This window comes from Rhizobium sp. CSW-27, assembly GCF_018760785.1.
Lineage (GTDB): Bacteria > Pseudomonadota > Alphaproteobacteria > Rhizobiales > Rhizobiaceae > Neorhizobium.
This window is the reverse complement of the sequence record NZ_JAHHZO010000003.1, coordinates 259,125-280,903: the sequence shown is the minus strand read 5'-3', so window position 1 is coordinate 280,903 and position 21,779 is coordinate 259,125. Positions and strand designations below refer to the sequence as shown.

Annotated in this window: 21 protein-coding genes; 14 read left to right on the top strand and 7 right to left on the bottom strand. The window is 64.5% G+C overall.

Going from position 1 to position 21,779, the window contains the following annotated elements:
* Window positions 1–3: 3 nt before the first annotated feature.
* The 4 genes from KLP42_RS07975 to KLP42_RS07960 are packed head-to-tail and all read left to right on the top strand — an operon-like array spanning window position 4 to window position 4,722.
* On the top strand, window positions 4–843 hold the full coding sequence (locus tag KLP42_RS07975; protein ID WP_149747227.1) for an ABC transporter permease: 840 nt from the start codon (window positions 4–6) through the stop codon (window positions 841–843).
* Window positions 844–855: 12 nt separating this feature from the next.
* Complete coding sequence (locus KLP42_RS07970) at window positions 856–2,241, top strand: ABC transporter substrate-binding protein (RefSeq protein WP_215565680.1); 1,386 nt, start codon at window positions 856–858, stop codon at window positions 2,239–2,241.
* Window positions 2,242–2,254: 13 nt separating this feature from the next.
* Window positions 2,255–2,635, top strand: a complete 381-nt coding sequence (locus KLP42_RS07965; protein WP_215565679.1) for a VOC family protein — start codon at window positions 2,255–2,257, stop codon at window positions 2,633–2,635.
* Between the two features lie 14 nt (window positions 2,636–2,649).
* Entirely contained in the window at window positions 2,650–4,722 is a 2,073-nt protein-coding gene (locus KLP42_RS07960; RefSeq protein ID WP_215565678.1) for an SUMF1/EgtB/PvdO family nonheme iron enzyme, read from the top strand.
* Between the two features lie 55 nt (window positions 4,723–4,777).
* Here KLP42_RS07960 and KLP42_RS07955 read toward each other — a convergent pair whose 3' ends face one another.
* The 3 genes from KLP42_RS07955 to KLP42_RS07945 form a co-directional block, all read right to left on the bottom strand.
* Window positions 4,778–5,407, bottom strand: a complete 630-nt coding sequence (locus KLP42_RS07955; protein ID WP_215565677.1) for a dual specificity protein phosphatase family protein — start codon at window positions 5,405–5,407, stop codon at window positions 4,778–4,780.
* 144 nt (window positions 5,408–5,551) lie between these two features.
* On the bottom strand, window positions 5,552–6,097 hold the full coding sequence (locus tag KLP42_RS07950) for a cytochrome b/b6 domain-containing protein (protein ID WP_215565676.1): 546 nt from the start codon (window positions 6,095–6,097) through the stop codon (window positions 5,552–5,554).
* Window positions 6,094–6,360, bottom strand: coding sequence for a PepSY domain-containing protein (locus KLP42_RS07945; RefSeq protein ID WP_215565675.1), 267 nt, complete (start codon window positions 6,358–6,360; stop codon window positions 6,094–6,096). Before KLP42_RS07945 ends, KLP42_RS07950 begins: the two co-directional genes overlap by 4 nt.
* 160 nt (window positions 6,361–6,520) lie before the next feature.
* On the opposite strand from KLP42_RS07945, the gene KLP42_RS07940 reads away from it, so the two are divergent.
* The 3 genes from KLP42_RS07940 to KLP42_RS07930 all read left to right on the top strand — a co-directional run bounded on the left by KLP42_RS07940 (window position 6,521) and on the right by KLP42_RS07930 (window position 10,467).
* Window positions 6,521–7,186, top strand: a complete 666-nt coding sequence (locus KLP42_RS07940; protein ID WP_215565674.1) for a response regulator transcription factor — start codon at window positions 6,521–6,523, stop codon at window positions 7,184–7,186.
* The gene (locus KLP42_RS07935) at window positions 7,179–8,522 is read left to right on the top strand and encodes a sensor histidine kinase (RefSeq protein ID WP_215565673.1); all 1,344 of its coding nucleotides are present in this window, start codon (window positions 7,179–7,181) and stop codon (window positions 8,520–8,522) included. The genes KLP42_RS07940 and KLP42_RS07935 overlap by 8 nt, the downstream gene beginning before the upstream one ends.
* A 301-nt stretch (window positions 8,523–8,823) precedes the next feature.
* The gene (locus KLP42_RS07930; protein ID WP_215565878.1) at window positions 8,824–10,467 is read left to right on the top strand and encodes a Na/Pi cotransporter family protein; all 1,644 of its coding nucleotides are present in this window, start codon (window positions 8,824–8,826) and stop codon (window positions 10,465–10,467) included.
* A gap of 83 nt (window positions 10,468–10,550) precedes the next feature.
* Here the strand turns inward: KLP42_RS07930 and KLP42_RS07925 are convergent, their stop codons facing one another.
* Both KLP42_RS07925 and KLP42_RS07920 read right to left on the bottom strand, forming a co-directional pair.
* Window positions 10,551–11,237, bottom strand: coding sequence for a GntR family transcriptional regulator (locus tag KLP42_RS07925; protein ID WP_252192839.1), 687 nt, complete (start codon window positions 11,235–11,237; stop codon window positions 10,551–10,553).
* A gap of 75 nt (window positions 11,238–11,312) precedes the next feature.
* Entirely contained in the window at window positions 11,313–12,275 is a 963-nt protein-coding gene (locus KLP42_RS07920; protein WP_215565672.1) for a LysR family transcriptional regulator, read from the bottom strand.
* Between the two features lie 175 nt (window positions 12,276–12,450).
* Here KLP42_RS07920 and KLP42_RS07915 point away from each other — a divergent pair, with 175 nt between their 5' ends.
* The 7 genes from KLP42_RS07915 to mmsB all read left to right on the top strand — a co-directional run bounded on the left by KLP42_RS07915 (window position 12,451) and on the right by mmsB (window position 19,671).
* The gene (locus KLP42_RS07915) at window positions 12,451–13,653 is read left to right on the top strand and encodes an ABC transporter substrate-binding protein (RefSeq protein ID WP_215565671.1); all 1,203 of its coding nucleotides are present in this window, start codon (window positions 12,451–12,453) and stop codon (window positions 13,651–13,653) included.
* A gap of 14 nt (window positions 13,654–13,667) precedes the next feature.
* The gene (locus KLP42_RS07910; RefSeq protein ID WP_215565670.1) at window positions 13,668–14,450 is read left to right on the top strand and encodes an ABC transporter ATP-binding protein; all 783 of its coding nucleotides are present in this window, start codon (window positions 13,668–13,670) and stop codon (window positions 14,448–14,450) included.
* Window position 14,451: 1 nt separating this feature from the next.
* Window positions 14,452–15,150, top strand: a complete 699-nt coding sequence (locus KLP42_RS07905) for an ABC transporter ATP-binding protein (protein WP_215565669.1) — start codon at window positions 14,452–14,454, stop codon at window positions 15,148–15,150.
* Window positions 15,151–15,154: 4 nt separating this feature from the next.
* On the top strand, window positions 15,155–16,042 hold the full coding sequence (locus tag KLP42_RS07900; protein WP_215565668.1) for a branched-chain amino acid ABC transporter permease: 888 nt from the start codon (window positions 15,155–15,157) through the stop codon (window positions 16,040–16,042).
* Between the two features lie 2 nt (window positions 16,043–16,044).
* The gene (locus KLP42_RS07895) at window positions 16,045–17,055 is read left to right on the top strand and encodes a branched-chain amino acid ABC transporter permease (protein ID WP_215565667.1); all 1,011 of its coding nucleotides are present in this window, start codon (window positions 16,045–16,047) and stop codon (window positions 17,053–17,055) included.
* A 115-nt stretch (window positions 17,056–17,170) separates the two neighbouring features.
* Window positions 17,171–18,766, top strand: a complete 1,596-nt coding sequence (locus tag KLP42_RS07890) for a GMC family oxidoreductase (RefSeq protein WP_215565666.1) — start codon at window positions 17,171–17,173, stop codon at window positions 18,764–18,766.
* A gap of 23 nt (window positions 18,767–18,789) precedes the next feature.
* Entirely contained in the window at window positions 18,790–19,671 is an 882-nt protein-coding gene (gene mmsB, locus KLP42_RS07885; RefSeq protein ID WP_215565665.1) for a 3-hydroxyisobutyrate dehydrogenase, read from the top strand.
* 43 nt (window positions 19,672–19,714) lie between these two features.
* On the opposite strand, the gene KLP42_RS07880 is transcribed toward mmsB, so the two are convergent.
* Together KLP42_RS07880 and KLP42_RS07875 are read right to left on the bottom strand one after the other, a co-directional pair.
* Window positions 19,715–20,605 (bottom strand): aldose epimerase family protein, encoded by an 891-nt coding sequence (locus KLP42_RS07880; protein WP_215565664.1) that lies wholly within the window; start codon window positions 20,603–20,605, stop codon window positions 19,715–19,717.
* Window positions 20,592–21,779 (bottom strand): galactarate dehydratase, encoded by a 1,188-nt coding sequence (locus KLP42_RS07875; protein WP_215565663.1) that lies wholly within the window; start codon window positions 21,777–21,779, stop codon window positions 20,592–20,594. The genes KLP42_RS07880 and KLP42_RS07875 overlap by 14 nt, the downstream gene beginning before the upstream one ends.

The following is a 21,779-nucleotide window of genomic DNA, read 5'->3' as shown; positions in this document are numbered from 1 at the left end:
GCCATGCACGAACTCCTGATCTTCCTCAAGCGCAATACGCTCGCCGTCGTCGGCCTCGTGATCCTGCTGTTCCTGGTCGGCCTCATCACCGTCGGTCCTTGGCTGACGAGCTACTCGCCGACCAGGCTCGACATCCTGCACAAGCTGGCAGCGCCGAGCACAAGCCACTGGCTGGGCACCGATGCCTTTGGCCGCGATGTGCTGACCCGCATCATGTATGGCGGGCAGGCGACGCTTTCGATCGGCGTCGGCGTGGTGGCGATCGCCTTTGCCGTCGGCGTGTTCTTCGGCGTGCTGGCGGGCTTTGCCGGCGGCTGGCTCGACAGCGTGATCATGCGCGTGGTGGATGCCATCCTGGCCTTCCCGGCGCTGGTGCTGGCGATTGCGCTGTCGGCCGCCTTCGGCCCCAGCCTGCAGAACGCCATGCTGGCCGTCGCCATCACGCTTGCCCCGCAATTTGCCCGGGTGGCGCGCAGCCAGGCGCTGACCATTTCGGTGAAGCCCTATGTCGAGGCGGCGATCTCGCTCGGCCTGTCGCGCCGGCGCATCCTGCTTCGCTACATTCTCGTCAACGGCCTCGGGCCGCTTCTGGTGCAATCCACCCTTGCGCTCGGCAGCGCCATCCTGCAGACGGCAAGCCTCGGCTTTCTCGGTCTCGGCGCCCAGCCGCCCATGGCCGAATGGGGGGCGGATGTCTCGGCCAACCTGCAATATGTGCGCAGCGCCGCCTGGGTGGCGCTCGCCCCCGGCATGGCGATCCTGCTCGCCGTGCTTGCCTTCAACCTGATCGGCGATTCGCTGGCGGACTGGATGAACCCGCGCCGCCGCAACGCCATCGACTAGGACTTTTCCCCCGTGACGGACCTCACCCTTGCGCTCGAGAAAGTCGATTTCCTGCCGCCGACGCGGGTGACCGACGATACCAGCGTGCTGACGCTGAAGAACCTCGTCTTCGAACCGCTGCTGAAATGGCAGGATGGCTTTGCCCGCCCGGGGCTGTTCTCCGGCTGGTCGCATGCCGAGGGGGGGCGCCTGTGGCAGTTCACGCTGCGCGAGGGCGCGACCTTCCATGACGGCAAGCCCTGCACGGCCGACGACGTGCTCGCCTTCATCGACGGCATCCTGCAGGCGGTCGATACGTTCGGCATGAAATGGTCCTATGCGCGCTATCTGGCCGAGGCGACGATCCGCGCCGTCTCGCCCGGCGTGGTCGAGGTCCGCAATCCGCGCCCCTTCGCCGATATTCTCGACATCTTTTCCGAATTCTACATCTGCCGCCTCGATGGCGCGGGCCGGGCGATCCTGGGCACCGGGCGCTACCGGGTCGCGGAATTTTCCGCCGGCGAAAGCGCCGTGCTGGAGAAGGTTGCGGCCGGTTCCGGCCCGGCCCGCATCGTGGCCAGGGCCTGCAGGAGCGCCGAGGCACGGCTTGCGCTGCTCAAGACGGGGGAGGTCGATGCCGCGCTGAACCTCGAGCGCGTCGAGCAGCGGCTCGATTTTTCCGAACGCTTCCAGTGGGGCAGGGCGGTCAACACGCTGTCGGTGATGTATTACCTGAACTGCAGCGAAGGTCTGTTCCGCGATCCGGCGGCACGGCTTGCCGTCAACCATGCCGTCGATACGGTGCGGCTGGCGGACGAGATCTTTCACGGGCTTGCCGTTGCGTCCTCCACCATCGTCAGCCCGCATCATCTGGGCGCCCGGCGGGCCGGCCTTGCGCCGATCCCCTATGATCCGGACAAGGCGCGCCGCCTCATCGATGGCGTTGCGAGCGCCGGCCCGATCCGTCTGCGCACGCCGACCTTCATGCCGGAACGCGCGCCGGAGGTGAGCCGTTACGTGGCGGATGCGCTGACCGCCGTCGGTCTGACGGTCGAGATCGAGACGGAGCACGACCGCCCCGAATATGCCCGCCAGATCGGCCGCAAGGAGATGGGCGACATGGCGATCTTCGATTCCTCGCCGCACAGCACCTTCCGCATTCTTGACGACAAGATCTCCAGCCGCACGCGCGCCGTGTGGTGGCAGGGCTATGACGATGCCGAAACCGAAGCGCTGATTGCCGCCGCCAATGCGGCGGTGGAGGACGAGGCGCGCGAGGCCGCCTATGCGCGCTGCCTCACGCGCCTGCACGACAACCCGCCCTGGCTCTATCTCGTCCACCCCGTCGACGTGTTTGCCGCACGCCCCGGCATCGGGGGGCTTGCAATCGACGCCAAGGGCACGCTGACCATTGCCTGATAAGGACCGCACCATGCAGAAAGACTATTCGATCACCTTCTTCTACTATGACGACATCCTGGCCGTCGCGCCCTTCTATGAGGATGTGCTCGGCTTCGAACAGGTCCTGGATCAGGGCATGGCGCGCATCTATCGTATTGCCGGCCAATGCTATTTCGGCATCGTCGATGGCAATCGCGGCCACCTGAAGCATCAGGAGAAGAGTGCCGTTCTGCTGACCATCGTCGCGCAGGATGTCGAGGGCTGGCATGCCAAGCTGAAGGCGGCGGGCGTTCCCGGCCTCTCGGACATGCTGCGCGGCCGCTTCTGCGAGCATTTCTTCTTCGAGGACCCGGCCGGCTATGCGATCGAGATCCAGCGTTTCCACAATCCGGACGTTGCAAAACTGTTCTGAGGGAGAGACACACGATGATCGCGCGCGTCGACCGTCTGCGGCAGGTGCTTCTCGACCATGCCCTGACCCTTGGTCCGTCCCCCCTGATGGCGCGGCCGGATGGCAGCGTGGCAACGCTTGCCGAAGGCTATATTCCGCTGCTGGTGAATTTCACCGAGGAGGACAAGGCCGCCAAGGGCCTGCGCAAGCTGAAGGAGCAGGCCGAGCCCGAGCCGCCGGTCTATTTCTCGGCGCTGGAGATGGCGCGCGATCATGACGCCCTGCTGCTGGTGGGCGAGATCGGCAGCGGGAAAACCACCTTTGCCCGGCATCTGGCGCTCGGCCTTGCCGAGGGCGGGCTTGCGCCGAAGCCGGTGGTGCGCAACGAATTCGGGCTTGTCCGGGACGAAGCCTGGTTGCCGGCGGGAGAGCCTGCCGGCAGGGCCCGTGTGCTGCCGCTCTGCGTGACGCTGAAGCCCTCCAGGCGCTTCTACGCCCTGCTGGAAGCGCGCATGCCGGGCATCGAGGCGCTGCTGTCTGCCGAGGACTGGGTGAGCGGCGAGGACAGCCTGCTGATCGTGCTCGACGGGCTGGAGATCGTCGGCGCCGGCGCCCGCCAGCTGCTGGAGGATGCCGCCCGCTTTAAGGCGCAGTTCCGTGGCGTGCGTCTCCTGGCGCTTGCCGAGACGGCGGCCACCGCCGCGCTCGTGCCGCCCGCGCCCTTCGTCCGTCATGCGCTGCTTCCGCTTCTGGCCACACAACGCATCGCGGCGGCGAAGAGGCTTGCCGGCCTCGACGTGCGGGAAAGCCGCATCGGCCTTGGCGCGGCTGCGGCCAATCCAGCCCAGTTTGCCATGGCGCTTTCGGCCGCCACGGCCTCCGAAACGGCCGAGGACATCACCGATGCCTGGCTCGACCGCATTGCCGGCGAGCCGCAGACGGCGCGTCTCATCTGCGGACTGGCGGCGGATGCCCTGAGCGGCAAGCTGCAGGAAGCCGATCTTCTGCCGGTACAGCGCGTGCGCCAGTTGCTCGCCGCGCGTCACCTTTCCGGCGAGCCGGCAGACGCGGCCGTCGAACCCTTCCGCCGCCAGCCGTCGCTCTATGCACCCGTGCTGCGCAGCATCGCCGCGCGTCTTGCCGGGTCCGGAAAGGCGGCATCGCTGGTTGAACAGCTGATCACGGGCGAAGGAGAGGCGGCGCTGCGCGGCGCGCTGCTCGCCTCCGAATTCGAGATGGCGCCCGTGCTGAGGGACGCCGTCAAGGACCGGCTGCTGATGATCGTCACGACAGGCGCGCTGACCGCCGTGGAGCGCGAACGGGCCGGGCGCAGGCTGTCTGCCTGGGGCGATCCGCGCGATCTGGAGGCGCTGGCGGAGGTGCCGGCCGGCACCTTCACCTTCGGTGCGAACACCCATCCCAATTCCGCCCCGCCGCATGCGCTGACCTTGCCGGCCTTCCGCATCGGCCTTTATCCGGTGACCAATCGCAGCTATGGCGCCTTCGTCCGCGAGACGGGCAGGCTCTGGCGCAGCCCCGACGGGTTTGATGCCGAACGGCTGAGCGCGCCGGCGACCGATCTGACCTGGCGCGATGCCATGGCCTATTGCGACTGGCTGACGGCACGCTGGCAAGCCGAGGGCCGCATCGGCGCGAACGAGATCGTGCGCCTGCCGACCGAGCCGGAATGGGAGCGCGCCGCGCGCGGCGACCAGCCGGATCGGGGCGAGGCCATCACCTATCCCTGGGGCCAGCACTGGCAGGAGGATTCAGCCAATTCCGAGGAGGCGGGCTTCAACACCACCTGTACCGTGGGCCTGTTTGCCAGGGGGCGCTCCCCCTATGGCTGTTTCGACATGGCGGGGCAGGTGTGGGAATGGTGCACGACACTGTGGGGTGACGACATGGCGACCCCGCATTTCCGCTACCCTTACGCCGAGGATGGCCGCGAGGCGGAAGATGCCGGCCCCGCGATCCGCCGGGTGCTGCGCGGCGGCTGCTTCAGCAGCGGCTGGCAGAAGGCCTGCACCACCTATCGCGGCAGCCTGGAGCCCGATGGTTTCTGGCGCGGCAACGGGTTTCGCGTGGTGGTGGCGAAGGCCGGGTGACGAGCAGGCGGAGGTTGCCGCCGAGCTGCCGGCCTCTCCGCTGCGCCGGGCGGGGTTAGCGGGCGATGGTGGTTGCGGTCTGCGGCAGCCAGTCCCTTGCCGCGGCAAGGCTGCGGTCCATCGCATATTCAGGGCGTACGGGTACCGGGATATGACCGAAGTAGAAGGACAGTTGCCGGGCCGCACTCTCCGGTGGCTCCCCGGCAATCGCGGCAAGATAGAGTGCAGAGGCGAGGCCTGATCGATCCGCGCCGGCATTGCAGTGGATCAGCAGCGGCTTCGGCGCGTCGCGCATCAGCTGGATCAGCTGCTCCATCTGCGCCCAGCTGACGGGCCTGCGAGCGCTCATGCCCAGATCGAAATGCTGGATGCCGAGCGCACGCGCCATTTCCACCTCCCCGTCATACCAGGCCTTGCCATCATTCTTGCCGCGCAGATTGATGATCGAGCGGATCGCGTACCGTTCTGCGTAACGGCGGATATCGGCAGGCGTCGGCTGGGCCGAGCGATAGACTTCGCCGGCGATCACCGGCGCAAAATTGCCGGTGATCTGGAGAAAGCCGAAATAGGCACCGAGAAGTGCAGCGGCAATCAGCAGCGCCAGCAGGACACGGGCCAGAAGCCGACGTGGCGAGAAGCAGAACTGTGCTGGAGGTGCCGGAAGGGGCAGGGTACTGGAGGTCATCGCACGCCATTGGCTTCGGAAGGATCATCTTCTCCCATCTTGCCGTCTTTCCTGACAGGAGCCTGAAAGGGGGCTGTGGCGGTGGGAGACAAGGCCGGCGCGACGCCGGATGGGGGAACGGCATCGCGCCTTCGGTCTGCGCAGTCATGCCTTGTCGGAGCCGGCCGGCGCGCGCTTGCGCCCGGTGATCATGGCCCGCACCAGATTTTCGCCATGCCGGTGGCCGGCGTGGATGACGCCCAGCAGGTGCAGGACCACGGCGACTAGCAGCATGTTCACCGCCGCCTCATGGGTTTCCTCCACCCATTCCACGCCCCAGAAGGCATCAGTCGTCTGCATCCAGCCGGTCAGGGCGATAGCGCCTATCAGCGCCAGCAGGAACATCACCATCACGGCGCCGAGCGGGTTGTGGCCCAGATAACGCGCCTCGCGGTGTTGTCGCACGTCGCGCAGATAGGCCAGCACATGGCCGGGCGAGCGGACGAACTGGGCAAAGCGGGCGTAACGACCGCCGGCAAGGCCGAGCGCGAGGCGAAACGCAATCAGGCAGGCCGCCGCATAACCGAAGAATTCATGCAGGTTGCGCAAGCCTTCAGAGGTGAGCCACGCGACAGCGATGCAGGTCGCGAGGCTCCAGTGAAAGACCCGGATGGCCGGGCTCCAGACCTTGACAGTTTTCTGCACCGTCATTCTCCGCTTCTGGCATCGATCCGCTCGAAGGTCCTCGGGTTGAAATAGGCTTCCACTTTCCTTCCCCCGGCATCGAAGGCATAGGCCTCGTAGCAGCCGTCCTCCGCCTTGATGGAACGCACCTTCCAGCCTTCGCCTTCCAGCTTCGTCTTCAGGGCTTCACGCGGTTGCCAGTCCGATGTCGGGACGGAGCATTTGTCTGCCGCAAATGCCGTGCCATAGACGGAGATGACGGTGCAAAGAGCGGCGATCAGAATACGCATGGCGATCTTCCTCGGGTGGGTTGTTGACGGTGAAACCATGAAAGTCGAAGCTGACAGCTGCCTGAACGCATGAAATGAGACCCTTGGCGGCGTCGTTCAGCAGGATGTCAGCTTTCGGCCTGCATGAGGGGAGCGCCGGCGAAGAGTGGGGAGAAAGAGCGTGCGTGTGCTTCTGGTCGAGGATGACGAGCTTCTGGGCGATGCCGTTCGCACGCATGTGGCGCGCCTGGGCAATGCCGTGGACTGGGCCCGGACCTCAGAGGACGCTGAGAACAGTCTCGCCGCGGCGCGATTCGATCTGGTGCTTCTCGATCTGCGACTGCCCGACGGCCACGGTCTCGACATCCTGAAGGGGCTGCGCGCGCGGCGTGACGCTACGCCCGTCATCATCATGACGGCGCATGATCAGGTTTCCGAGCGTATCGCCGGCCTGAATGCCGGTGCGGATGATTATCTGGTGAAACCCGTCGATCTGGGAGAGTTGCAGGCACGCATCCATGCCGTTACCAGGCGATATGGCGCCAGTGTCCTGCCGGAGGTCAGCCTCGGCGGCATTCGCGTCTATCCGTCGGAACGGCGGATCGTCGGGGAGGACGGCCGGGATATCGGCCTGTCGGCGCGTGAATGGGCGCTGCTCGACCGGCTTCTGAGCCGTCGCCAGGCCATCGTCTCCAAGGCGCAGTTCGAGGATGCGCTGTACGAATTCGGCGCGGAGGTGGAGAGCAACACGGTCGAGGTCTATGTCAGCCGTCTGCGGCGCAAGCTCGGCAGGGATGTCATCGAGACCGTTCGCGGCCTCGGCTACCGGATCTCGCCGCATGTCTGACCGCCCCTACAGTCTTGCCCGGCGCCTGATCCTGTCCCTGTCCGGTCTGCTGTGCCTGTTCTGGGTGCTGGCGGTGCTGCTCGGCGCGCATGTGATGCGCGAGGAATTCGATGAGGTCTTCGACAGCGCCCTGCAGGAAACCACCGAGCGTCTGGTTCCGCTGCTCGTCGACGATCTTTACCGGCGCGAGGCGCGGCAGGAGCCGTATCGCGTCAACGATACCCGGCACGATGTCCGCGATGACTATCTGACCTACCAGTTGCGGGATGCATCCGGCCGGGTACTGCTGCACTCGGCCAATGCGCCCTCCGCCCCCTATGCCGCACCGCTGCGGCCCGGTTTCTGGAGCGATGCAAGGCACAGGGTCTTCACGGCCGAGACCGTCAGCGGCAACCTCTTTGTGCAGGTGACGGATTCGCTCGATCATCGCCGGGAGGCGTCGCGGGAGGGGGCCTTTGCCCTCGTCGTTCCGATCATGGTGATCCTGCCGCTTGGCATGCTGGCGATCTGGTGGATCATCCGCCGCGCCGTGGCCCCGGTCGAGCGCCTGCTCGACGCGGTCTCCGCACGGGACGGTGCGAATCTGGCGCCGATCGAACTGCCCGATCTGCCGAAGGAGCTGGCTCCCATATCGCGCTCCATCAACAAGCTGATGGAGCGCCTGGAAACGGCCCTGCAGGCGGAGCGGGATCTGGCTGCCAACAGTGCCCATGAATTGCGAACGCCGGTGGCGGGCGCGCTGGCGCAGGCGGAGCTTCTTGTGCGCGAACTGCAGGCAAGTGCCGCCCGGCCACGCGCGGAACAGGTGCTGAAGGGGCTGCGCCGGCTTTCCACCATGCTGGAAAAGCTGCTGCAATTGGCCCGTGCCGAGGCCGGCATCGGCCTGTCGAGCGAGGCGGTGGATCTGGTGCCGATCTTCGATCTTGTCCTCGGGGACTTCCAGCGCGCTCACCCGTCGGCTGCGGTGGAGGTGCGCAGGGAACCGCCAGGACAGGCTCTTCTGCGCCGGGTCGATCCCGATGCCTTCGCCATCGCGCTGAAAAACCTGTTGGAGAACGCCGCACGGCATGGCCTGCCGGGGCATCCGATCCGGGCCTCGCTGCTGGCGGACGGGCTGGTGATTGTCGAAAATGCCAGTGCCGCGCTGCCGGAGGCGGACGTGAATGTGTTTCGCCAGCGCTTTCGCCGTGGCTCGCCCGCCACGCCCGGCTCCGGTCTGGGGCTGGCGATCGTCGATCGCCTGATGAGCCAGATGGGCGGGCGCCTCGATCTGGCCTGCCTTCCCGCTGACGATAAGTCCAGCTTTCAGGCAACGCTTCGCCTGCCGCAGCGTTGAACGGTTGCCGGCAGGCGCCGTGGCGCGGACATGGTGCCTGCCGGTACGGTTGGCGATGAGAGTTGCCGGCCAGCAGGTGCCGTGCGTCAGTGACTGCAGGTCGTTGAACAGCTGTGCAATCTGGCGCGCCTGGTATAAGCTGAACTTTCGAGTGACGTGATGATGCGCTGAAGACGTCCGTCGGCTCCTGCGGGTCTGCTGCGGCAGGCGTGGAACCAGACGTCCCGCCGGAGGCTGGAACCGGCGGAACTGCAGGCAATTCAACACGCCAGAACCGCGCATGATGGAGATGGCCGGGCTGATGAATTCCACCGTGGTGATGATAAACCTGTTCGGCGCCGTGGCCTTGCTCATCTTTGGTCTGTCCCAGGTCAAGGACGGCGTCTCGCGCGCCTTCGGGGCACGGCTGCGCAGCGGTCTCTCCACCGGGACGCGCACCGGCCCGCGTTCGTTCCTGTCCGGTTTTCTGGCAACCCTTGCGCTGCAGAGTTCGACGGCCACCGCCCTGATGGCCGCCTCCTTCGTCGAGCGCGACTTCATCAAGCCGCGCATGGCGCAGGTCGTGCTGCTCGGCGCCAATGTGGGAACGGCCGTCACGGCCTGGATCGTCGGCTTCGGCATCAGCTGGCTGTCGCCGGTGCTGATCCTGGCCGGCATCGGCTTTTACCGGTCCAGTTCTACCAGTCGGCAGGGGCTCGGAGCCGCCTTGCTGGGCATCGGCATCATGCTTCTGTCCCTGCACCTGATGAGCGCCGCCACGGAACCGCTGCGCCAGTCGACCGCTTTGCTGGCCTTCATCGGCCTGCTGGACAATGCCTGGCCGGTGGCGCTGGTGCTGACGGCCGCGATTGCCTTTATATCCTCCTCCAGTCTGGCGGCCGTTGTGCTGATCCTGTCGATTGGCGCGACGGGTGCCATTCCAGCCGATCTGATGCTGGTTCTGGTGCTCGGCGCCAATCTGGGCGGCGCCGTTCCGCCCTTCATCGCCTCGCTTGGCGGCGATGCCTCGGCGCGGCGCGTGACGCTCGGCAACCTCATCGTCCGGGGCCTTGGCTGCCTCGCCGTGCTGCCTTTTGCAGGCTATGCCGGGGCGTGGCTGGAGCGGATCCCGACGCCCGCCAGCATGTTTGCGGTCGATGCGCATCTGGCCTTCAATCTTGCGCTGGCGGCCGTGGCCTGGCCGCTGTCCTCGCTCCTGTCGTCGTGGATGGCGCAACTGATCCCGCAGGAGGTGAAGCCGGATTTCGCGCCGAAATATCTCGATCGGGAAGAACTGTCGACGCCCGTGATGGCGCTGACCAATGCCACCCGCGAGGTGCTTGGCGTGGGAGACCTGATCGAGCGGATGCTGGCAAGGACCTCGCACGCGCTGCGCAGCAACGACATGGGGCCGCTTGCCGAAATCGGCCAGCTTGAACGGCGGGTGGATATGCTGCAGCAGGAGGTGAAGGTCTATCTGTCGCAGCTCGCCCGCATCGGTCTTGCTGAAGAAGAAAGCCGCCGCTCGATCCACATCATCGATTACGCCATCAATCTCGAGCATATCGGCGACATCATCGAGAAGGGGTTGGTGCCTCAGCTGATCAAGAAGATATCGCTCGGCCTGACCTTTTCGGAGGAAGGCCATGCGGAACTGAGGCGCCTCATGGATCTCACCCTGGACAATCTGCGCGTTGCCCAGACCATTTTCGTGACGCGCGACAGCGGTCTTGCCCGGCAGATGATGGAGGTCAAGGTCGAGGTGCGGCGGATGGAAAAGGACTCCGCCGAACGGCATCTGCGTCGCTTGCAGGAGGGGCTTCTCGAAAGCCTGCAGACGAGTTCCCTGCATCTCGACCTGCTGCGGGATCTGAAGCGGATCAATGCACACGTCGTTTCCGTTGCGCATCCGATTCTCGATGAAGGCGGCCTTCTGGTGGAAAGCCGGCTGCGTTCCTCCGCCTGATGCCTTGCCCTGTCCCGTCCGTCTCGCCGCATTTCAGCTGACGCCGGATGCTGGCCCGCGAATTCGCTTGCGAAGCGGCGCCCTCAGGCGAAGCGGGCATGTGCCAGAAGATAATCGGCACCTTCCGCGATGTCGCGACCGATGAGTGCGGCGGCGGCATCGCCCTCCTGCCGCTCCAGTGCGGCCACGACTTCCTCGTGATAGTCGATATCCAGAATGCCTGCGAGATCTCCGCCGAACTGTCCCGAGAACTGCCTCAGGAAGGGGCCGATCTGCAGCCATAGCGTTTCGATGAGGAACAGCAGGGATTCGATGCCGCTGGCGCGGTAGATGCTGAACTTGAATTCGTAATTGTGCAGCAGGTAGGCGTCGATATCCTGGTCGCGCGCGGCCTGCGTCAGCGCGTGGCATGCCTTGCGCGTGGCATTCAGCTGCGTCTTCGACATCAGCCCGGCCGCCTGCCGGGTGGCAGCCGGCTCGCAGATCAGCCGGCTTTTCGTCAGGTCGCCGAAACGGGTGCGCGTCATCGGCGGCAGCACGTGCGAGCCGTTCTGCAGCTGTTCGAGGGCCTTCAGCGCCTGAAGCTTGGCAAGGGCAGCCCGAACCGGCATGTCGCTCGTTCCAAGCTCGACGGCGAGCTTGCGCGAAGTCAGCTTCTGTCCGGGCTTGATCTGGCCGGACATCAGCGCACGGTTCAGCCGTTGATAGACAATTTCATGCAGGGGCACCGTCTCAATGGAACCCAAGCCAATGGGGGCGCTGGCTTTCAACAAGGACCTCCTGTGATGCGCACGCCTGTTGCGGCCGGCGGCATGTCTTTCAGCCCTATCATCGTGGCGTTCGGCTCACAAGAATGGCGCCGCCGCGGCGATTGCGGAACCCGTCGCCGCGTGCCCGGGACGAACCGGCAGGGACGGGGAGAAGGCCTCGGCATTGCTGGCGATGCTCTTGCGCAGAAATTCCATCACCGAACGCACCCGTGCCACCTGCAGGAGATCATGGTGGCAGACCAGCCAGTACTGGCGCTGCAGCACCACCTCCCGCAGCACCGGGCGCAGCTCCGGATATTGCTGCGTGATGAACATCGGCAGCACGCACAGGCCCAGCCCGTTGCGGGTGGCGGTCAGCTGCGAAAAGATGCTGGAACTCTGGAAACCCGGCCGGATGCGGGGGTGTATGTCGCCGAGATAATCGAGTCCCGGCGCAAAGATCATGTCCTGAATGTAGCCGATGAAGGCATGCGACAGCAGGTCCTCCGGCGCCGCCGGCTCGCCATGCTTTGCCAGATAGTCCTCGCTGCCGAAAATCCGCAGCTGGTATCCGGTCAACGGCTCGAAGTAATAGGGACCGGCTTTGGGCGGATCGAGCACGACAGCCAGATCCGCCTCCTTGCGCGACAGCGACATGATCTGCTGGATGGTGACGAGTTCGAGCGAGATGTTCGGGTAACGTGTCGTCAGGTCCTGCAGTCGCGGCGCCAGAAAGAAGTTGGAAAAGCCTTCAGGTGCCGAAAGGCGCACCACGCCGCGCTGCAGCGTCGCGCTGCCGGAAATTTCCTCCTGCAGCCGTTCCGCTTCCTGCTCCACCTTTTCCGCCGTCTCGACAAACCGGTGCCCGACAGGGGTCAGCACGTAACCACGCGGATTGCGCTCGAAGAGTTTTACCTTCAGCGAAAACTCCAGCCGGTCGATGCGCCGGGAAACGGTGGCATGGCTGGTGCGCAACTGGCGGGCTGCCGTGGACAACTGGCCGGAGCGGGCAACCGCCAGGAAGAACTGCAGGTCGTCCCAGGTGAACGGCGTTCGCATTGACCTCCTCCATCTGTTCAAAAATGAACAGAACCTGTTTGCAATTAGTCCGGGATCTGGGTTGCGTCAATTCCATGGATGCCGGATGATCAGTTGTCGGCGGTGTTTTGAGGAGAACACTCGTCAATTCTGAACAGTCATTGTCTGTTTGAGCATCTCTGGGAGGAGATCGATTATGCGCAAAATGCTTCTGGCGTCCGCCGCGTTTGTCGTGGCCGGCGCGGCCTCTGCCGTGGCCGCCCCATCCGATGGAAAGGTCAAGATCGGCATCCTGAACGACCAGTCGGGCGTCTATGCGGATTTCGGTGGTAAATCGTCCGTTGAGGCCGCCAAGATGGCGGTCGAGGATTTCGGTGGCAAGGTGCTGGGCGTGCCGGTCGAGATCGTCGATGCCGACCACCAGAACAAGCCCGACATTGCCTCCAACATCGCGCGCCAGTGGTTCGATACCAACCAGGTCGATGCGATCATGGAGCTGACCACCTCGTCGGTGGCGCTCGCCGTACAGGCGATTGCCAAGGAAAAGAAGAAGATCGACATCGTCACCGGGGCCGCAACGACGGAACTCACCGGCAAGCAGTGCAGCCCCTATGGTTTCCACTGGGCCTATGACACGCATGCGCTGGCCGTCGGCACCGGCGGCGCGCTCGTCAAGCAGGGCGGCGACAGCTGGTTCTTCCTGACGGCCGACTATGCCTTCGGCTATTCGCTGGAGCAGCAGACGAGCGATTTCGTCAAGGCGAACGGCGGCAAGGTCGTCGGCTCCGTCCGCCACCCGCTTGCCAGCACCGATTATTCGTCCTTCCTGCTGCAGGCGCAGTCGTCCGGCGCCAAGGTCGTTGGTCTTGCGAATGCCGGCGCCGATACGCAGAACGCCATCAAGCAGGCTGCCGAATTCGGCATCACCCAGGGCGGCCAGCGCCTCGCGGCGCTTCTCTTCACGCTCGCCGAGGTCCATGGTCTCGGCCTGCAGGCGGCACAGGGCCTGACGCTGACGGAAGGTTTCTACTGGAACCGCGATGAGGAAAGCCGCAAGTTCGGCGAGCGCTTCATGAAACGCACCGGCAAGATGCCGAACATGATCCATGCCGGCACTTATTCCGCCGTCCTGCAGTATTTGAAGGCGGTGGAAAAGGCAGGCACCGACGAGACGGAAGCGGTCGCCAAGGTGCTGCATGAACTGCCGGTCGATGACGTTTTCGGTCGCGGCGGAACGGTGGGCAAGAACGGCCGCATGATTCACGACATGTACCTGCTGGAAGTCAAGAAGCCCGCCGACAGCAAGGCGCCGTGGGATTATTACAACGTGCTCGCCACCATCCCCGGCAAGGAAGCCTATATCGATCCGGCCAAGAGCGGCTGCGATCTCGTGAAGTAAGCCGGAAAGCGCTGATGACGAACGCATTCGCTGAACAGCGGCCGGAGCCGCGGGTGGTCTTGTCCGCCCGCGGTCTGCGCCGGGATTTCGGAGCTTTCACCGCGGTCAGGGATGTCGATCTCGACGTCCGCCATGCCGAAGTGCATGCGCTGATCGGTCCGAACGGGGCAGGCAAGACGACGGTCTTCAATCTCTTGACCAAGTTCCTGCAGCCGACCGCCGGCAAGATCACCCTGATGGGCCAGGACATAACCCGGACTGCCCCCGATAAGGTGGCACGGATGGGGCTGGTGCGGTCCTTCCAGATCTCCGCCGTCTTCCCACATCTATCGGTGCTGGACAATGTGCGCGTCGCGCTGCAGCGCAACCACAATCTGGCGCATCAGTTCTGGCGGCCGCTCTCGGCGCTCGACAGTCTGAATGGCAAGGCGGAGGATCTCCTCTGCTCTGTCGGCCTGACGCGCGAACGCGATCAACTGGCCGCCGATCTTTCTTATGGCAGGAAGCGCGTGCTGGAAATCGCCACGACGCTCGCGCTCGATCCGAAGGTGCTTCTGCTCGATGAACCGATGGCCGGCATGGGCCAGGAGGATATCGGCACGATCGCCAACCTCATCCGGGAGGTCGCAAAAACCCGTGCGGTGCTGATGGTGGAGCACAATCTCTCCGTGGTGGCCGATCTCTGCCATCATGTGACGGTGCTGCAGCGGGGCGAGATTCTCGCCGAAGGAAATTACGAGACGGTGAGCCGCGATCCACGCGTGCGCACCGCCTACATGGGCACGGAGGAGGCGTGAGATGACCGCACTTCTCGAAATTCGCGGCCTGAACGCCTGGTATGGCGAAAGCCACATCCTGCACGGTGTCGACATGCAGGTGGGCGAGGGCGAGATGGTCACCATTCTCGGCCGCAACGGCATGGGCAAGACGACGACGCTGCGCAGCATTGTCGGCATCCTGCGCAAACGCCAGGGCGAGATCCGGCTCGCCGGCCGCGACCTGATGCAGGTGCCGCTGCACCGCACGGCGCATCATGGGCTTGGTTATGTACCGGAAGAACGTGGCATCTTCGCCTCGCTCAACGTCCTCGAAAACCTCATGCTGCCACCCTCGGTCGGCGAAGGCATGAAAGTTGAAGAAATCTTCGAACTCTTCCCGAACCTCTACGAACGGCGCAACAGCCCCGGTACGAGGCTTTCGGGCGGCGAACAGCAGATGCTGGCGATCGCCCGCATCCTGCGCACCGGCGTCAAGGTTCTCTTGCTCGACGAACCGACAGAAGGGCTCGCCCCGGTCATCGTGCAGCGCATTGGCGAGGTGCTGAAGAAACTCAAGGAGCGCGGCATGACCGTGGTGCTGGTCGAACAGAATTTCCGCTTTGCCGCCCGTGTCGCCGACCGGTTTTATCTGATGGATCATGGCCAGATGGTTTCCGAATTCCCGGTCGGGGAACTGCCGGAGCGCATGGACATGTTGCACAAGGTTCTGGGAGTGTGATGCCATGACGATGATTTTCGGCATTCCCCTGCAGGCATTGCTCGGCCAGTTGCTGATCGGCCTGATCAACGGCTCCTTCTACGCGCTTTTGTCGCTCGGCCTTGCGATCATCTTCGGCCTCCTGCGCATGATCAATTTTGCGCATGGAGCGCAATATATGCTGGGGGCCTTCACCGCTTATCTTCTGCTCACCTTCGCCGGCATCGGTTACTGGGTAGCGTTGATCCTCGCACCGGTTATTGTTGGTTTGCTGGGGGCCGTGGTCGAGCGCCTGTTTTTGCGCAGGCTTTATGATCTTGATCCGCTTTACGGCCTGCTCTTCACCTTCGGCCTGGCGTTGACGCTCGAAGGCGCCTTCCGTTATGTCTACGGCGCTTCCGGCCAGCCCTATGCGACGCCCTCGGCGCTTGCCGGTGGGACGAACCTCGGTTTCATGTTCCTGCCGATCTATCGTGGCTGGGTCGTGATCGTGTCGCTCGTCGTCTGCATCGCCACCTGGTTCCTGATCGAAAAGACCAAACTCGGCGCTTACCTTCGGGCAGCGACGGAGAATGCGACGCTCGTCCAGGCTTTCGGCGTCAACGTGCCGGTGCTGCTCACCTTCACTTATGGCCTCGGCGTCGCGCTTGCTGCCTTTGCCGGGGTGCTCGCCGCACCCGTCTATCAGGTCTCGCCGCTGATGGGCTCCAACATCATCATCGTCGTTTTTGCCGTGGTCGTCGTCGGCGGCATGGGCTCCATCATGGGCTCGATTGTCACGGGCTATATGCTCGGCATCGCCGAAGGGCTCACCAAGGTCTTTTACCCGGAGGCATCCAATATCGTGATCTTTGTCATCATGGCGATCGTTCTGCTCATCCGGCCGGCTGGCCTCTTCGGACGGGAGGCTTGACCATGGCCCGCAGTTCTTCCACCGCACCCGCAGTGCTTGCCGGAACCGACAAGGCCGATCCGGCCTCCGCCTCCGGCTTCAAGCTCGTCCTCGGCGTTGTCGCGCTCGGCGTGCTGCTCGCGGTCCCTTTCTTCGTCTACCCGATCTTCCTGATGAAGGTCCTGTGTTTTGCGCTGTTTGCCTGTGCCTTCAACGTGCTGCTGGGCTATACGGGGCTTCTCTCCTTCGGGCACGCCGCCTTCTTCGGTGGAGCCGCCTATTTCACCGCCCATGTGGTGAAGGAATGGGGTTTTCCGCCGGAACTCGGCATCCTGACGGGTGTCGCCGGTGCCGCCGCCCTCGGTTTCGTCATGGGCGCGCTCGCCATCCGCCGGCAGGGCATCTATTTCGCCATGATCACGCTGGCGCTGTCGCAGATGTTCTTCTTTTTCTGTCTGCAGGCGGAATTCACCAAGGGCGAGGACGGAATCCAGTCCGTGCCGCGTGGCCATCTTCTCGGGCTGATCGATCTCAACCAGCCGCTCGCCATGTATTACACGGTGGCCGGCACGTTTTTGCTCGGCCTGTTCCTGATCTGGCGCTTCGTCAATTCGCCCTTCGGCATGATCCTGAAATCGATCCGTGAAAACGAGGCACGTGCCATCTCGCTCGGATATTCCGTGCAGCGCTACAAGCTGGGTGCCTTCGTCTTCTCCGCCGCGATCGCCGGGCTTGCAGGCGCCATGAAGGCGCTGGTCTTCCAGTTCGCGACACTGACGGATGTCGCCTGGCAGATGTCCGGCGAGGTGATCCTGATGACGCTTCTTGGCGGTATCGGCACCATGTTCGGGCCGATTGTCGGGGCAGGTTTCATCGTCGCGCTTGGCAACTATCTCGCCACGACCGGTTTCCCGGTCACCATCATCACCGGCGTCGTGTTCATGGTCTGCGTGCTCGTGTTCCGCCGTGGCATCGTTGGTGAATTTTATGCCTCGCGGCTTGGCCGACGGCTCGGGCTCGATCACCGTCACTGACCGGAATCCCTCTTGTTCGGGGCCGCCTGTCCCGGACCTTTGAAAACCTTGGAAATGACTGCCGCTTTGCGGGCAAAAAGCGCCCGTCGAAACGGTTCCCTGTGGAGTGGGGGCCATGCAGACTTACGACTACATCGTCATCGGCGCCGGCTCGGCGGGCTGCGTGCTCGCCAACCGGCTGGCGGCAGACCGCAACACCCGCGTCCTGCTTCTGGAAGCCGGCGGCAACGACAATTACCACTGGATTCACATCCCCGTCGGTTATCTCTACTGCATCAACAATCCGCGCACGGACTGGTGTTTCACCACGGAGAAGGAAGAGGGGCTGAACGGCCGCTCGCTCAACTATCCGCGCGGCAAGGTTTTGGGCGGCTGCTCGTCGATCAACGGCATGATCTACATGCGCGGCCAGGCGCGCGATTACGACCAGTGGCGCCAGATGGGCTGCGAGGGCTGGGGCTGGGACGACGTCCTGCCGATCTTCCGCCGCTCGGAGGATTTCTACAAGGGCGCCGACGAGATGCATGGCGCAGGCGGCGAATGGCGCGTGGAGCGCGCCCGCGTGCGCTGGGCGGTGCTGGAAGCTTTCCAACAGGCAGCCAAGGAAGCCGGTATTCCGGAAACGGCGGATTTCAACCGCGGCACGAATGAAGGCAGTGGGTATTTCGATGTCAACCAGCGCTCCGGCATCCGCTGGAACACCTCGAAGGCCTTCCTGAAGCCGGTGCTGGCGCAGGGTAATCTGACCGTCCTCACCAAGGCCCATGCCGAGCGGTTGATCATTGAGGGCGATGCCGTCACCGGCGTCGAGGTCCGCCATGATGGCGTGACCAAGCGGTTTTTGGCGCGCCGGGAAACGGTGCTCTCGGCCGGTGCCATCGGTTCGCCTCATATCCTTGAGCTTTCCGGCGTCGGCGATCCGGTGACATTGAGGAAGGCCGGCATTGACGTCGTCCGGGAGGTGCCTGCCGTCGGCAACAATCTGCAGGACCATCTGCAGCTTCGTGTCGTCTTCAAGGTGACCGGTGTCCCGACGCTGAACGAGAAGGCCTCCGCCCTCTTCGGCAAGGCGGCGATCGGGCTCGAATATCTGCTGCGCCGTTCGGGGCCGATGTCGATGGCGCCGAGCCAGCTCGGCATCTTCACCCGCTCCGGACCGGAAAAGGAAACGCCGGACCTGCAATTCCACGTCCAGCCCGTCTCGCTCGACAAGTTCGGCGATCCCGTGCACCGCTTCCCGGCGGTCACCGCCAGTGTGTGTAATCTGAGGCCGGAGAGCCGCGGTTCGGTGCATGCCCGCTCGCCGGATTTCGCCCACCAGCCGGCGATCGCCCCGCATTATCTCTCCGCCGAAAGCGACCGGCAGGTGGCGGTCAAAGCGATCCGGCTCGCCCGCACCATCGCGCAGCAGCCCTCTTTCGCGAAGTTCCGACCGGAGGAATACAAGCCTGGCCCCGCTTACGAGAGCGAGGAGCAATTGATGGAGGCCGCCGGCAATATCGGCACGACGATCTTCCACCCGGTCGGCACCTGCCGCATGGGGGCCGATCCCGACAGTGTGGTCGATCCGCGGCTGAAGATGCGGGGCCTCAACCGGCTGCGGATTGCCGACGCCTCGATCATGCCGACCATCACATCCGGTAACACCAATTCGCCGACGATCATGATTGCCGAAAAAGCAGCCCAGATGATCCTGGCGGACAACCGATAAAACAAGAAAGGGAGGAACAGTCCATGGCAACCGTCGCATTCATCGGTCTCGGCAACATGGGCCTGCCGATGGCCGGCAACCTCGCCAAGGCGGGTCACGCCGTTACCGGTTTCGATCTGTCTCCTGCCGCAAAGCAGGCCGCCGAGGCGGCTGGACTATCCTTTGCCGGCAGCCTCAAGGCGGCGATTGCGACGGCAGACGTCATCATCACCATGCTGCCGGCGGGCGCGCATGTCATCTCCGTCTGGTCCGAGATTGCGCCTCAGGCAAAACCCGGCTGCCTGCTGATTGATTGCTCGACCATCGACGTGGCCAGCGCCCGCAAGGCGCACGAGATCGCGGCGGGCGTGGGGCTTGCCGCTCTCGATGCACCGGTGTCCGGCGGAACGGGCGGAGCAAGTGCCGGCACGCTCACCTTCATGGTCGGTGGCAGCGACGAGGCTTTTGGTCGCGGCCAACCGCTTCTTGAGGCCATGGGTAAAAAGATCGTCCATTGCGGTACCGCCGGCGCCGGCCAGGCGGCGAAGATCTGCAACAACATGATCCTCGGCATCTCGATGATCGGTGTCTGCGAGGCCTTTGCGCTGGGTGAAAAGCTCGGCCTTTCGCATCAGGCGCTGTTCGATGTCGCCTCCACCTCGTCCGGCCAGTGCTGGTCGCTCACCACCTACTGCCCGGTACCGGGCCCGGTGCCGACCTCGCCCTCCAACCGCGATTACGTGCCGGGTTTTGCCGCAAGCCTGATGCTGAAGGACCTGAAGCTGGCGCAGGAGGCAGCCCTTGCCGCCGGTGCCTCCACCCCGCTCGGCGCCGAAGCCGCGCAGATCTACGGCCTGTTCGAGAAGCTGGGGCAGGGCGGGCGCGACTTCTCCGCAGTCATCGAGATGCTGCGGGCAAGGCAGTGACGACGGCGGATGCGGCGGCTTGCCGTGCGAGGCGGCTGCCATGTCAGGATCGGCCGGTGATCCGCAGGTCGAAGCGCCCTTCCAGGGTGGCTCCCGGCGGAAGATCCACAAGACCTCCCTGCGCGGGCAGGGCCCCCGGCTGGTGCAGCGCACCGGCCCGGTGCGAGACAGGCTCGAGACAGACGTAGCTTGCCGTCCGATGCACGGCCAGATGCGCGAGGCCTGCCGTTGGCGCAAGCCTGATCCACGCGCCTCCATCGGTCATGATGTCGGCCTTCCGCCAGCAGGCGAGGTGCTGCGTATAGCCGGCGCGTGCCGGCAGCGCGCCTGCGCAACGCTCCGTTGCGGGCTCGCCGGTCGGGAGGTCGATGGCGTTGAGCGGGAACTCCATGCGGGCATCGGTGGTGACCTGCCTCGAAAGATCGGCCCGGAAGAAGGGGTGCCAGCCAAGCCCGCCCGGCATGGGGCGTTCATCCTTGTTGATCAGGCGCAGGGTGATCGACAGGCAATCCGTCTCGATTGCGAAATCCTGTTCCGCCCTGAAGGTGAAGGGCCAGTCCTCGTCGGCGTGATAGTCGAGGCCGAGGGAGAGGGTGTCTGAATCCGCCTGCATCAGCTGCCAGGGTCGTCGATGCGCCGGTCCGTGGATGGTATCGGGTGCAAACCGCGGATGCGGTGCCAGCCGATGCCGGCGGCCGGCATGGTGCAGGATGCCGCCGATGACCCGATTGTGGAAGGGAAACAGCGGATAGGCGCCAGCCTTTGGCCAGTCGAGTGGCCGAAAATCCGCCTCATCCATCGGTATGAGAAGATCGCCGCAGTCGACATGCAGCAGACGGCTCATCCGGCCGCCTGCTTCGGGCCGAAAGACGGCGCAAAGCGCCCCCTTGCCGATCCGGATATCGCCTTTCAGCCCCGTCTCAGGCAAAGGCATAGGAGCCGTCGGGTCGTTTGGGAACGCGCCGCTGCCAGTGGATGTAGCCATCCTCCCGCATCGCTGCCTCGTCCATTTCCACGCCCCATCCGGCGCGGTCCGGCCTCAGTTCCAGATAGCCCTCCCTGGGCAGATAGGGATCGACGACATATCGCGTCTCGTCCTCGCGCGTCTCGATATCCGTCCCGCCATAGACATAGCACTGCCCCTTCGGCAGGCGATATTCCAGAATGCGGAAGTTCTGCGTTGCCGCGGCGAAGTGAACATTGACCGCCGTTGCAAGTGGTCCCATCGGATTGTGAGGTGCCATGCTGACGAAATGCGCTTCCGCCAGCACCGCGATCCTGCGCATTTCGGTGATGCCACCCACGACGCAGATATCCGGCTGTATCCAGTCCGCTCCCTTCACCTGCAGCAGGCGAAGGAATTCGAAACGGCTGTAGAGGGATTCGCCGGTGGCCAGCGTGCAGTTCAGCCCCTGCTTCAGTTCGCCCCAGGCCTCGATGTTTTCCGGCCGTAGCGGCTCCTCGAAGAACAGCGGGTCATAGGGCGCCAGCGCATTGCCGAGCTGGCGCGCGGCAGCGGGCTCGAAGATCTTGGCATGCGCATCGAAGGCGATCTCATAATCCGGACGAACGGTTTCGCGCAGCGAGCGGAAATAGTCGGCCGATGACCGGATGACCTCGCCCCAGCGGTTGGCGTGGATATCGATGCGCCAGGGGCTGAGCTTGAAGGCGGTAAAGCCCCAGGTTTCGTTCAGACGGTCGAACTCGTCCCTCGCGGCCGGCGCATCCGGTGCCGTGTAGACGCCGGCATAGACGCGAACCCTGTCTCGCACCGCGCCGCCGAGCAACTTGTAGACCGGAACGTTGACCGCCTTCGCCGCCAGATCCCAGAGGCAATGATCGATGGCCGAGATCGCCGCAAGTCCCAGCGCACCCGGCGGAAAGCGGCATTGCTGGACAAGCAGGTTGACCAGATACTCCACCCGGGTCGGGTCCTGACCGGCAACGAAGCCATAGAGGTAGTCGAGAAGTGGCGGCAGCGACAGGTCGGGGCCGTGATTGTAACATTCGCCCCAGCCGGTCAGGCCGTCATCGGTGTCGAGGGCGACGATCACGCGCGGACGATCCTTGTCGCGCGTGACGTAGACCCGCATGCGGTCAATCTTCAT

Excerpts from the sequence above, each read along its gene's own strand:
- KLP42_RS07880 (WP_215565664.1), bottom strand. The coding sequence starts at position 20,605 with ATGCCTTTGCCTGAGACGGGGCTGAAAGGCGATATCCGGATCGGCAAG.
- KLP42_RS07945 (WP_215565675.1), bottom strand. The coding sequence starts at position 6,360 with ATGCGTATTCTGATCGCCGCTCTTTGCACCGTCATCTCCGTCTATGGC.
- KLP42_RS07910 (WP_215565670.1), top strand. The coding sequence starts at position 13,668 with ATGACGAACGCATTCGCTGAACAGCGGCCGGAGCCGCGGGTGGTCTTG.
- KLP42_RS07875 (WP_215565663.1), bottom strand. The coding sequence starts at position 21,779 with ATGAAGATTGACCGCATGCGGGTCTACGTCACGCGCGACAAGGATCGT.
- KLP42_RS07965 (WP_215565679.1), top strand. The coding sequence starts at position 2,255 with ATGCAGAAAGACTATTCGATCACCTTCTTCTACTATGACGACATCCTG.
- KLP42_RS07950 (WP_215565676.1), bottom strand. The coding sequence starts at position 6,097 with ATGACGGTGCAGAAAACTGTCAAGGTCTGGAGCCCGGCCATCCGGGTC.
- KLP42_RS07975 (WP_149747227.1), top strand. The coding sequence starts at position 4 with ATGCACGAACTCCTGATCTTCCTCAAGCGCAATACGCTCGCCGTCGTC.
- mmsB (WP_215565665.1), top strand. The coding sequence starts at position 18,790 with ATGGCAACCGTCGCATTCATCGGTCTCGGCAACATGGGCCTGCCGATG.
- KLP42_RS07935 (WP_215565673.1), top strand. The coding sequence starts at position 7,179 with ATGTCTGACCGCCCCTACAGTCTTGCCCGGCGCCTGATCCTGTCCCTG.
- KLP42_RS07895 (WP_215565667.1), top strand. The coding sequence starts at position 16,045 with ATGGCCCGCAGTTCTTCCACCGCACCCGCAGTGCTTGCCGGAACCGAC.
- KLP42_RS07930 (WP_215565878.1), top strand. The coding sequence starts at position 8,824 with ATGAATTCCACCGTGGTGATGATAAACCTGTTCGGCGCCGTGGCCTTG.
- KLP42_RS07960 (WP_215565678.1), top strand. The coding sequence starts at position 2,650 with ATGATCGCGCGCGTCGACCGTCTGCGGCAGGTGCTTCTCGACCATGCC.
- KLP42_RS07955 (WP_215565677.1), bottom strand. The coding sequence starts at position 5,407 with ATGACCTCCAGTACCCTGCCCCTTCCGGCACCTCCAGCACAGTTCTGC.
- KLP42_RS07915 (WP_215565671.1), top strand. The coding sequence starts at position 12,451 with ATGCGCAAAATGCTTCTGGCGTCCGCCGCGTTTGTCGTGGCCGGCGCG.
- KLP42_RS07890 (WP_215565666.1), top strand. The coding sequence starts at position 17,171 with ATGCAGACTTACGACTACATCGTCATCGGCGCCGGCTCGGCGGGCTGC.
- KLP42_RS07900 (WP_215565668.1), top strand. The coding sequence starts at position 15,155 with ATGACGATGATTTTCGGCATTCCCCTGCAGGCATTGCTCGGCCAGTTG.
- KLP42_RS07905 (WP_215565669.1), top strand. The coding sequence starts at position 14,452 with ATGACCGCACTTCTCGAAATTCGCGGCCTGAACGCCTGGTATGGCGAA.
- KLP42_RS07920 (WP_215565672.1), bottom strand. The coding sequence starts at position 12,275 with ATGCGAACGCCGTTCACCTGGGACGACCTGCAGTTCTTCCTGGCGGTT.